Annotated in this window: 11 protein-coding genes; 4 read left to right on the top strand and 7 right to left on the bottom strand. The window is 44.3% G+C overall.

Annotated features, from left to right (window positions below):
- Positions 1-276: 276 nt before the first annotated feature.
- Positions 277-762, bottom strand: coding sequence for a hypothetical protein (locus tag DVG78_RS22675; RefSeq protein ID WP_114463320.1), 486 nt, complete (start codon positions 760-762; stop codon positions 277-279).
- A 307-nt stretch (positions 763-1069) separates the two neighbouring features.
- On the bottom strand, positions 1070-2491 hold the full coding sequence (locus DVG78_RS22670; protein ID WP_114463319.1) for a 3-deoxy-D-manno-octulosonic acid transferase: 1422 nt from the start codon (positions 2489-2491) through the stop codon (positions 1070-1072).
- Between the two features lie 65 nt (positions 2492-2556).
- Between DVG78_RS22670 and ytxJ the strand changes: the two genes are divergently transcribed.
- Positions 2557-2904: a bacillithiol system redox-active protein YtxJ gene (gene ytxJ, locus DVG78_RS22665; RefSeq protein ID WP_114463318.1), complete on the top strand. Its 348-nt coding sequence runs from the start codon at positions 2557-2559 to the stop codon at positions 2902-2904.
- A gap of 35 nt (positions 2905-2939) precedes the next feature.
- On the opposite strand, the gene uvrC is transcribed toward ytxJ, so the two are convergent.
- Positions 2940-4745, bottom strand: coding sequence for an excinuclease ABC subunit UvrC (uvrC, locus tag DVG78_RS22660; RefSeq protein ID WP_114463317.1), 1806 nt, complete (start codon positions 4743-4745; stop codon positions 2940-2942).
- A gap of 278 nt (positions 4746-5023) precedes the next feature.
- Between uvrC and DVG78_RS22655 the strand changes: the two genes are divergently transcribed.
- Positions 5024-5701: a hypothetical protein gene (locus DVG78_RS22655; protein WP_147277152.1), complete on the top strand. Its 678-nt coding sequence runs from the start codon at positions 5024-5026 to the stop codon at positions 5699-5701.
- 101 nt (positions 5702-5802) lie between these two features.
- Here the strand turns inward: DVG78_RS22655 and DVG78_RS22650 are convergent, their stop codons facing one another.
- The 4 genes from DVG78_RS22650 to DVG78_RS22635 form a co-directional block, all read right to left on the bottom strand.
- A complete protein-coding gene (locus DVG78_RS22650; RefSeq protein ID WP_114463315.1) occupies positions 5803-6195 on the bottom strand; it encodes an energy transducer TonB in 393 nt (130 codons plus the stop codon).
- Positions 6196-6327: 132 nt separating this feature from the next.
- Entirely contained in the window at positions 6328-7173 is an 846-nt protein-coding gene (locus DVG78_RS22645; protein ID WP_114463314.1) for an energy transducer TonB, read from the bottom strand.
- 590 nt (positions 7174-7763) lie between these two features.
- On the bottom strand, positions 7764-8288 hold the full coding sequence (locus DVG78_RS22640; protein ID WP_114463313.1) for a hypothetical protein: 525 nt from the start codon (positions 8286-8288) through the stop codon (positions 7764-7766).
- An 87-nt stretch (positions 8289-8375) separates the two neighbouring features.
- Entirely contained in the window at positions 8376-8726 is a 351-nt protein-coding gene (locus DVG78_RS22635; RefSeq protein ID WP_114067082.1) for a PadR family transcriptional regulator, read from the bottom strand.
- Positions 8727-8933: 207 nt separating this feature from the next.
- Here DVG78_RS22635 and DVG78_RS22630 point away from each other — a divergent pair, with 207 nt between their 5' ends.
- Complete coding sequence (locus DVG78_RS22630) at positions 8934-9740, top strand: MbnP family protein (protein WP_114463312.1); 807 nt, start codon at positions 8934-8936, stop codon at positions 9738-9740.
- Between the two features lie 12 nt (positions 9741-9752).
- Positions 9753-10835: a cytochrome-c peroxidase gene (locus DVG78_RS22625; protein ID WP_114463311.1), complete on the top strand. Its 1083-nt coding sequence runs from the start codon at positions 9753-9755 to the stop codon at positions 10833-10835.
- Positions 10836-10839 lie beyond the last annotated feature (4 nt).

Here is a 10839-nt window from a genome sequence, read left to right as displayed (position 1 = left end):
GAGGAATTGGTTAGTTTTTGAATGTTTAGCAACTCCAAAATACTATTCTTTCACTCTCTATGCTATGTTGTGCTCTTTAAAACCCAGTATTATCCTATATTCCCTGAAAAGTTCGCGTTTTTTTACATTTCAAAGAACATTTCTATCTCAAAACTCACAGCCTGCTTCTCTCTTTGATGCAGGTTAGGACGCTCCGTGTTACAGACACTTCGGTTCTTTTCAGTACGCAGTCTTTAAAACAACGCACAAAGGTTTTAACTTTTATTACTCAGAACACTATGGCGAACTAGTGAATAGTTTTTCGGTGATTAGCCGTTTCAATTTTTTTTCTACAAAGCCAGAGCCGCCTAAACCTGTCTCTGGATAATCTTTGTATTTCTGAGCTTCACTTTCTTCTATTGATTGCCGCCTTATTTCATTCATGTTATCATCAAAATACACTAACTGTGGCTTGAATGGTTTTGTATGAGTAAAAAAAACAGGTACTGGAAAATCTCCCCTCTTAAAATTGGGCAAGCTATCCAAAATTTTCCACGTTCCATCTTTAAACCCTTGAAAACCAAACTTTATAATCAAAACTGGTTTTTGAAAATCTATAAGCAAATCATCAATTGACTGCGGTGGTTGATTAAATAATCTGCTAAAAAAATAACCCAATGGTGTTTTATAGTCATCAACACGAGTTACTAAACCTATCGCACATTGATTTTCAATAGGTAAAGCAATTAAATCTCCTTCTTTTGGTTTTTTTACTCTTACCATAGTCTATTTAGTTACGTTTCCTATATTTTTCAGCTGCTTTCATATATCCATGTCCTTTGGTACTTTTCAAGTTTTTATCCGAAATAGGTTTGATTTTATTCAACCCTCCTTTACTTTCTGCTCACTTTCACAGTCAAAACTGCAAAAATATACTCTCTGAATACAAGTGCATTCTCCGAGATTTACATCATCGTCAACCGACTTGGCATCAAATAAAATAATTTGTTATCGGGCCAACCATTTTTAGAATCGGAACAACGTTGAAATTTGGAAGGCAATAAACCGTACACATCCCAATTTGAGATGCTTACCGCATGATAAATTTATTGGCTATTACCGCCATTACTTTTTCCTTGGCACCCGCATTTTTCTGCACGTAGTCTCGGCAAATATCAGTTTTTTGCTTTCTTAACTCCTCATTTTCATACACTTCTGCAAATGCTTTGGTAAACTCATCGGCATTAGCCACGGTCTGCGCGCCGCCGAGCTGGAGTAAATCCAGAGCTTCCTGAAACTTCTGATAGTAAGGCTGTCCGAAGAAAATTGGCATACCAAACACCGCCGGCTCCATCGTATTGTGCAATCCGTCGCGATAACCACCACCTACAAACACAAAATCAGCGTAGCGGTAAATAGAAGAAAGCATACCCACAGTATCGAGAAAAAGCAGCGAAGATGAACCCAAAGCGCCTTGTAAGAAATCTCCGTTCTCCGTTCTCCATTCTTCCATTTTACGTCCTTCATTTTCACCACTTCCCAACAAATCACTATAAATTAATGACTTAATCTTCACTTTCTCTTGCCAACTTTTAATCTGTTCGGCATTGATTTCGTGCGGGGCTACAATTACCTTGAGCGGTTGGTTAAAGTTATTCAGGAATGAAAAAATCACTTCTAAGTCATCGGGCCACGCGGAGCCGACGATGAGCAGTGGCGTGTTGCCTTTGAATTGTTCAATCAAGGGAAAGGTTTTAGCCTGTTTGGAAATTTGTACTACTCGGTCCAAACGCGTATCTCCTGCAAGCGTAACCTTCTCATAATCAATTGACTTAAGCAAACGCTCAGACTCCAGATTTTGGACTAAAATATGGTCTAAACAAAAAAGTACGTTTCGGTAAAAACCGCCATAGGCTTTAAAAAACAATTGATTGGGTCGAAAAATGGCCGAAAACAAGATGGCTGGAATGCTACGCTTTTTGAGTGCTGAAAGATAATTCGGCCAAAATTCGTACTTGATAAAAAGCGCCATATCGGGCTGAACTACGTCCAGAAAACGAGACACATTGGCAGGAGTATCGGCGGGCAAGTAGCAAACAATGTCCGCTTGGTCGTAGTCTTTTTTGTTTTCATAACCCGACGGCGAAAAAAATGTTAGGACGATTTTGGCGGCGGGATATTGCTTCCGACACGCCTCAATCACGGGCCATCCCTGTTCAAACTCACCCAAAGAAGCCGCATGAAACCAAATGGTAAATTTGTGATTGGTGACGGTCCGTTCTCCGTTCTCCATTCCCCGTTCTCCTTCCTCCGATTTCCTACTTCTGACTTCTGACTTCTGACCTCCTTTATCCTTTCTCCGTTCTCCGTTCTCCGTTTTCCAATCTCCAATTAACGCCCACGTCTGTTCCTGCCCATTGACCCACAGGCGAGTTTTGGCGTGAAAAAGAGCGACTAATTTGGCGATGCCCTGCGCAAGATAAATTCCAAGGGTATAGATGAAAGCGAACAATTTTTGGATGAGTTACGTTATTTCCGTAAAAATAATCACTCAATCACTAATTTGCTCATAAATAAATGAATTGGCATCCACTCAATGACAGTGCCCAGTTGGAGGAAATCAAAAAAGAATCCCACCATTATCCCGTTTTGATTTTGAAACACAGCACCCGCTGTTCTATCAGTTCCGCCACGCTCGGGCGGTTGGAGCGCAGTTGGAAAAACGAGGAAGTAGGCGATTTAAAACCTTATTTTTTGGATTTGATTGCGTATCGCCCTATTTCTAATCAAGTAGCCCAAGAATTTGAGGTAGAGCACGAGTCGCCACAGGCGCTCATCATCCGCAACGGCGAAAGTGTCTATGACGCCTCCCATTTTGACATTTCTTTTGACGACCTCAAAGCGCAAGTAGCGGCTTTGGTCTGATTAACATTAACGTAAAGCCGCAAAATTTTGCGGCTTTACTGTTCAATCGCTGCGAAATATTCCTTGATTTTTTGGGCCTTATCTTTCCCCACAAACTGCGCAATTCTCTCAACGTCTGCCTCGCGAATGGCCTTTACACCCCGAAATTCTTTGAGCAAATTAGCGGCCGTTTTCTTCCCGATTCCTTCGATATTTTCCAGCTCACTCACAAACGCATTGCGACTGCGCTTATCGCGGTGGTACGTGATGGCAAAACGGTGCGCTTCGTCGCGAATCTGTTGAATAAGGCGTAGCGACTCTGATTTTTTGTCGATGTACAACGGCAGCGTATCCTCAGGAAAATAGATTTCTTCCAACCGTTTAGCAATGCCCACAATGGGGATTTTGCCGTAAAGTTTCAACGCCTTGAGCGCATCGCAAGCCGCGCTGAGTTGGCCTTTTCCACCGTCCACTACAATCAAATCGGGAAGTTCGGCCTGTTCTTCGAGCAGGCGTGTGTAGCGGCGCGTTACTACCTCGTGCATACTCGCAAAGTCGTTGGGTCCAATCACCGTTTTAATGCTGAAATGTCGATAATCTTTCTTCGACGGCCGTCCTTCTTTAAAACAGACCATCGCCGCTACGGGGTTGGTACCCTGAATGTTGGAGTTGTCAAAACACTCAATATGACGCGGCAGACTTTTGAGTTGAAGGTCGGCTTTGAGCTTAATCAGCACCCGGTCGCGGCGATTGGTGGTGGCGCTCGATTCAATCATCTGCCGCTCCGCTTTTTCTTTTCGGAAAAAGTGCACGTTTTTAAGCGCCATTTCCAGCAAGCTGCGTTTATCGCCAATTTTTGGAATGGTGATTTCAGCTTTAAAATCGGTGGTAATGTCAATGTTAGAAATGATTTCTTTGGCGTCGCTTTCGTACGTGGTACGCATTTCAAACAGCACCAACGCCAGAATTTCATCGTCAGGCTCGTCGAGTTTTTTCTTCACTTCGAGCGTTTGGGCGGCCATGATGTACCCGTTCACGATTTTCAGGTAATTCACGTATGCCGCATCTTCATCCGACGCAATCGCCACCACATCCACATTCCCGATTTTAGGATTGATAACCGTTGATTTGGACTGGAAACTTTGCAGCGTTTCTAGCTTCATTTTCCATTCATGGGCTTTTTCAAACTCCATTTTCTCGGCCGCCGCAATCATATTTTCTTTAAAATAGTTTTGCGGAATGCTCAGTTGTCCCTTCAAAATCTGGTGGATTGAGGCCACTTCGCGGTCATAATCTTCCAGCGACTGTCGGCCTTCACACGGCCCTTTGCAGCGTTTGAGGTGGTATTCCATACACACTTTAAACTTACCCGCTTCGATGTTTTCGGGGGTCAGATTAAGGTTGCAGGTACGGAGCGTATACAGCTCCCGAAACATATCCAGCAGATTGTACATGGAGCGCGCATTGGCAAACGGCCCATAAAATGTCCCCGTTTTTTTATCCAGCCGCCGAGAAGTCTCCACCCGTGGAAACGGCTCATTGAATACCTTGATAAAAGGGTACGTTTTATCGTCGCGGAGCAAGATATTGAAACGCGGCTGATAACGCTTGATGAGTTGGTTTTCGAGCAACAACGCGTCAAACTCTGTATGTACAATGGTGTATTCAATGCGCCGAATCTGGCTCACCAAGCGTCTTGTTTTGCGGTCGGAATGGTTTTTAACAAAATAACTACTGACGCGGTTCTTGAGATTTTTTGCTTTCCCAACGTAAATAATTTCCCCTTCTTCACTAAAATAACGGTACACGCCCGGCTCAGTCGGGATTTTAGCTAACTCTGCTTTGGCTTCAAAAACGGACATATTGGCTCAGTTTTTACTAACGACAAAGTTCGCCAAAGTTTGGGGAAAGAAAAATTGGGGGAATAACTTATGCTTTCACATCCCCCAGTCTAAAAAAGTTATTGACGACGTTCAATCCTCTCCTGCCGATTTTTTCCGACAACGTTAAATAATTCACGATTCGCAAATTGCGAATTCTTGCCCCTCTTTTTACTTTTATCACTTACTTTGCGTCTTCATTCAGTACTAATTTCAATCATCAGTTTTCAAAACACAACAGCCAATCAAAATCCAGTATTATGAAAAAGTCTCTCATCGTCTTTCACTTCTTACTTTTCGCTTTCGGGGCAATTGCCCAAAACCAAGATTATCAGAACGTTGTTAGCGTTCAATCGGGCGTAAGTCTCTTTTCTCCCTTCCGGGGCACCATCACCGGCTCACAGGAATCGTCGGATACAACCGTTTCTTTTTCGTCGGGAAACGCTAGCAATTTCCCGCAAATAAACGTTGCTTACGACCGTGGCATCAACAAATGGTTTTCGATTGGCGGTGCCGTTAGTTACAATAAAGGTTCAATGGATTTGAAGAATGTCGTGTATAACAAAACCGAAAACCTCGGCGATGTCAAACTCAACGTATCACGCATTACGATTGGGGCCCGTGCGTTGTTTCACTACGGCAACGCCAACCGCGTAGATATGTATTCGGGCGTTCGGTTAGGCGTCGGTATTTGGGGCGTAAACGCCAGTTCAAGTGCCGTCGACGGTAAACTTGACGAGGTTTTCAACGAAGCGGGCGGCAGCGGCATCTGGCGTACCGTACTGGGCAACAAACTTAGAGGGGGATTTGTAATGCCTCAGGTGCAAGTAATTCTGTTTGGACTACGCGGCTACATTACCGAAAGTATCGGTCTAAACGGCGAACTCGCCGTAGGCAGTCCTTATTTTGCCTCGATTGGCATCAATTACCGCTTCTGATTCTAGTATTTTGGCGTCAGACGGTTTAAAACCGTCCGACGCCAAATTTTCACTGTGTTGTTTTTTCTGCGCCAAGCGGTTGATAAACTCACACCGCCCCCTTATTCTATCGCGAAACGAATAGGCAAAAAATACTGAACTCGTAAGTTTTTCCCACTTTGACGACCCGGTTTCCATTTCGGAAATTCATTAACAACTCTTAATGCTTCTTCATCACATCCGTTTCCAAGACCACGTGTGATTTCTGCGTTAGTGATACGACCATCTGCCTCTATTATAAATCTCAGATGAACCACTCCCTTAATTTTTGCTTCACGCGCCGCAGCAGGATATTTCAGATGATACTTTATAAATCTGTTTAAGGAATCTTGACCACCCACAAATTGTGGTGGTTCTTCCACAAGTACAAAAGCCATTTCTTTTTCAGTTTGCTGCGCCCATCCCGCCAGAGGTAAGAGCATGAGCATTAATAGATACCATTTTTGATGTTTCATTGAGGAGAGCGATTACTAATGATTGATAACTTAGCTAAAGCTTTATTGTGCCTAAGCGTCAGACGGTTTAAAACCGTCCGACGCCAAAATAGCGTTATTTTCTCTGCGCCTTCGCACCTCTGCATGAGCGCTTTACTCCAGCGCAAATACAATCGGCATCGTAAATTTTACCCGTACGGCCCGCCCAGACTGCTTACCCGGTTTCCATTTGGGCATCAATTTCATGACGCGGATTGCTTCTTCATCGCACCCAAAACCAATGCCCCGAATCACATTGATGTTGGACAACGAGCCGTCTGGCTCTACCGTAAACGTCAGGTACACCCGCCCTTGGATGTTGCTTCGTTGCGCTGGGCTCGGATAATGCAGATTTTTCATTAAAAATGTCCGTAAGCCTTCATTACCACCGGCGAATTGCGGGTCAATTTCTACTTTTTCAAATATTTCGGGTGCTTTGGCTTCCACCTCAGCAGGTTTTGTTGCTTCGGGTGCGGGGGTATCTTCGGGCGGTGCGATAATGGCTACTTCTTCAGGGCCCGTTCCTTCAATGGTTTCCTGACCTGGGTTGGCTTTCTCCAGGTCTTCGACTGGAGGCGGCAGCTCTTCATGCGGAGGGTCTTTGAGTACTTCCAACATTCGATAACGCACGGAGGTCTGCTTCGGGAGTTCTTTGGGTTTTTCCAATTCAGGCAGCGGCTTTTCTTCTTTCGGAACAGGTTTTATGTCCATAACTTCAAATTCACTCATGGAATATTCAGTCTCCTGAGGGGCCAGACTTCCGTAGAGTATCGGCCCAATAAACAGTAACAGAAATAGGCCAATGCCCAACAAAACAGCATTTCGAAGCACTTCAGGATAAGATTTTCGGAGGTCATACGCGCCGTAAGCGCGGTGACGATTCATAAAAACGATGTCGTCCAAAGTCATAGCTTCGCTACTCTCAGCCAAAGCTGGGAAGGGGTGTTTGTAATTACTCATGGCTATTTTTTAGTTTAGAATTAGTTCTTTTTAGTTCTACAGAAAATGGTTTTTCATTGTTTTCTACGTTCATACTCATCTGATTTTCAGAAACTTTAAACTTTAAAAAACGAGACATTGGAGGCCCCACTCTTTTGTATATACGCAGACGATTGACAGCTATCGACCTCTACGTATTTTAGGTCTAAAAATCGAGCTAATAAAGGCGTGAAAATGAAGGCTAAAGTTGTGAACGATGCAAGCCAATGGCACAGCACCTTGTGATTGGAGCAAGCAAGATCGTGTAAAAAGTTTCGGAATTATAAAGAATTTGTCGCAAGTTCCGATAATGGCCCACGGATGACACTGATTCCTTTGGAAACACGGGTTAATCCGTGAAAACCCGTGTTGGAACATGGCAGCGGCCAACCGTCCGTTTTATCGCTGCGGCGAACCGTCCGTGTTCTATTGACCTACGACAAATAGTTAATAGTTCCGAAAAGTTTTATGGCTGTTAAAAGGCAATAGCTACGCTAGAAAAGCCAAAATGGCTTTTTGAATCAGCGAAAAAAGGCTGTTTAATCCTAAAATAGTTTCAGTGCGGAGCGCTATCAGGCAGGCACCGCGTACCGATGGGGGGCTTTTCTAAAAAACCACGTCCCCAATGAATACGCCACCCCGCATACGCCCAGCATCCACATCATTCCGGCAGTGGAAAGAAAACTCCATGACCCCTGCGCCATGCCCGACAAAAATGCCATCAGCATCATAAACAGCCCGACGCCCAATATCAGCGCACTGCGCAGGGCAAACGGATAAGATTGACGGAGGTCATAGGCCCCATAGGCTTTGTTACGAAACTCAAAAATAATATCGTCCAGCGATGCATTTTCGAGTTGTTCGGCGGTCATGGCTACTTCGTGTTGGTACGTTTCGCGTAGATATTTGACCGCTTTTGTATTGGCTTCCTGGGTGATTTTTTCCAGTGCTAAATCAAAGTTATACCCTTTCCAAAGGTATTCCTCGGCTTCGCAGGCTAAATGATCAAGCAATTCAGTAATCAGGGCGTCGTTGGTACTGTTGCCGAGAAGGTGGTTGTGCAACCTGCTTAATTGTTCGGGAGTTAGCTTTTTCATCTCAAAAAGTCGTTGGGTATTAGTCGCTGATAATCATCCAATTCATTAGGTATGAACAACAAATTGAATAAAAAAATTGATTATTTCTTAACCTATTGACAGTCCTTGTTGGGGTTGAAGCAAGATTTGCATCGCTTCCACAAAACGCTCAAATTCAGAGACTTTTTGGATGGCAGTTGCGCTCCCGCTCGGTGTGAGGGTGTAGTACTTGCGCAACCGCCCATCTACTTCCTCTGATTCAGTTAGCAAAAAACCTTCCTGCTCCAATTTGTGTAATACCGGATACAACGCTCCGAAGGTCAGAGTGATTTCGCCGTTGGTTCGCTCCTTTACTGACTGGGTAATTTCGTAGCCGTACATACGTCCCTGCTCGGCCAACAATTTTAACACAATTGTCTTGAGAGTTCCCCGTAAAAATTCGTTACTTGTTGCTTCCATAAGATTTAAAGAGTGATTTATGAGAACAAATATATATAAGTTTTTTATATATTAAAATTCTACACTGATTTTTTTCAAATTTAATTTAAAACCTAACGAAAACTGCATCATTTTGATTTCATCCCACGTTATTATGATATAGGAGGGGAAAACTTTAACGGTCTTTTTCTCTTTTTCAAACGTCGAAAACAGGAAACCGTAACAAATATGAAAAATATACTGCTGTACACAACAGCCGTCTCGTTGCTGATTCTGATTCAATCCTGCAACTCAAATCCCGACCCCACCGAGCTGAATTCACTCACCTTGGCGTTTGACCATCGCGTTGGTGATAAGGCACTTACGTTAGGAACTGACACCTACCAAAATACGTTGGGAGAAGACTTTTCGGTGACAACGTTCAATTATTTTATCAGCAATATTTCGCTCAAAAACGTCGACGGCTCCACTTTTGTTTATCCGCAGGATTCGAGTTATTTTCTGGTCAGAGAAACATTTCCAGCATCCAAACAAATTACGTTGAAACGTATCCCTGCTGGTGATTATACCGCCATTACTTTCACGATTGGCGTAGACAGCCTCCGAAACACGATAGACCTCAGCCGCCGAAAAGGAGTACTGGACCCAGGTGATGCTTCGCACGAGGGAGATGGTATGTATTGGTCATGGAATTCGGGTTATATTTTCTTAAAAATAGAAGGCAACTCCTCTAAAATCACCCCAGACCCCGCTGGCAATCAGAAGTTCAGGTACCACATTGGAGGGTATGGAGGCTACAATGCCAAAACATTCAACAACCTCAAAACCGTGACTTTGCCGCTCGGAAACATTCCCGCCAAAGTTGGACCCGACCAACAACCAGTTGTCACCATCACGACGGACATATCGAAGTTGTTTGACGGAGCGCAGAAAATCAGTTTGGCTACGACCCCAACGGTTATGTTTTCGGACTATTCTACCACCGTTGCCAACAATTACGCTGCCATGTTTCGAGTTTCGGCGGTCAAAGAATAAAGGAAGTTATTAATGAAAAAAACATTCATCATCGGGTTATCGTTGGGCCTCTGGGGATGGGCCGCGTGTAATCGTACCAACGAACCTCCTACCCCAACCGCCCCTGACCCCTCCACGGATAAAATCGAGGTTCCTCAGCCGAGTTATTTTCCCAACAAAGTGTACGATTTATCCTCCAATCCAGTGACATTCGATGGGTTTCAACTGGGAAAATCATTGTTCTACGACGGCATTTTGTCGCGCAATGGCACCATTGCCTGCGGCACCTGCCACCAACAAGCGGCCGCTTTTACCCACCACGGGCACGACCTCAGCCACGGCATCGACGACCGAATCGGGGCCCGCAATGCGCCTGCCATTCAGAATTTAGCTTGGACCAAAGCGTTTTTTTGGGACGGCGGTGTGCCACATTTAGATTTATTTCCAATCGCGCCCATCGAAAATCCCGTTGAAATGGACGAAAAATTGCCCAACGTCCTGCAAAAACTGCGCGACAGCAAAACCCCCAATTACCCCGAACTTTTCAAAAAAGCCTTTGGTAGCCCCGACATCACCACCGAACGATTTAGCAAAGCCCTCTCGCAGTTTATGTTGCTTATGGTTTCCAACAACTCTCGCTATGATATCTACTTACGCGGCACCACCAACGCACTCACAGCCACTGAAAAAGAAGGACTTACGATTTTCAAACAGAAATGTAGCAGTTGCCATTCGGGAGAACTATTTACGGACCAAAGTTACCGCAACAACGGGTTGAGAACCGACCGAAACCCCGACCAAGGGCGTTTTAATATTACCCAAAACTCCGACGACCGCTATAAGTTCAAAGTGCCCAGCCTGCGAAATATAGGCTACACAGCACCCTACATGCATGATGGCCGATTTACGTCACTGGAGCAAGTGTTGGATCATTATTCAAAAAATGTAAAACAAACACCCAACCTCGATGGTTTACTTCAACAGGATGGAAAATTGGGCATAGCACTTACGGAAGAGGAGAAACAAAAAGTCATTGCCTTTCTGAAAACACTATCCGACGAACAGTTTGTTCAGGATACTCGTTTTTCAGACCCCGGCTTCGGACATTCTTTCTAATCCC

It is taken from the genome of Runella aurantiaca, assembly GCF_003339505.1.
Taxonomy (GTDB): Bacteria; Bacteroidota; Bacteroidia; order Cytophagales; family Spirosomataceae; genus Runella; species Runella aurantiaca.
This window is presented reverse-complemented; position numbering and strand designations above follow the sequence as displayed.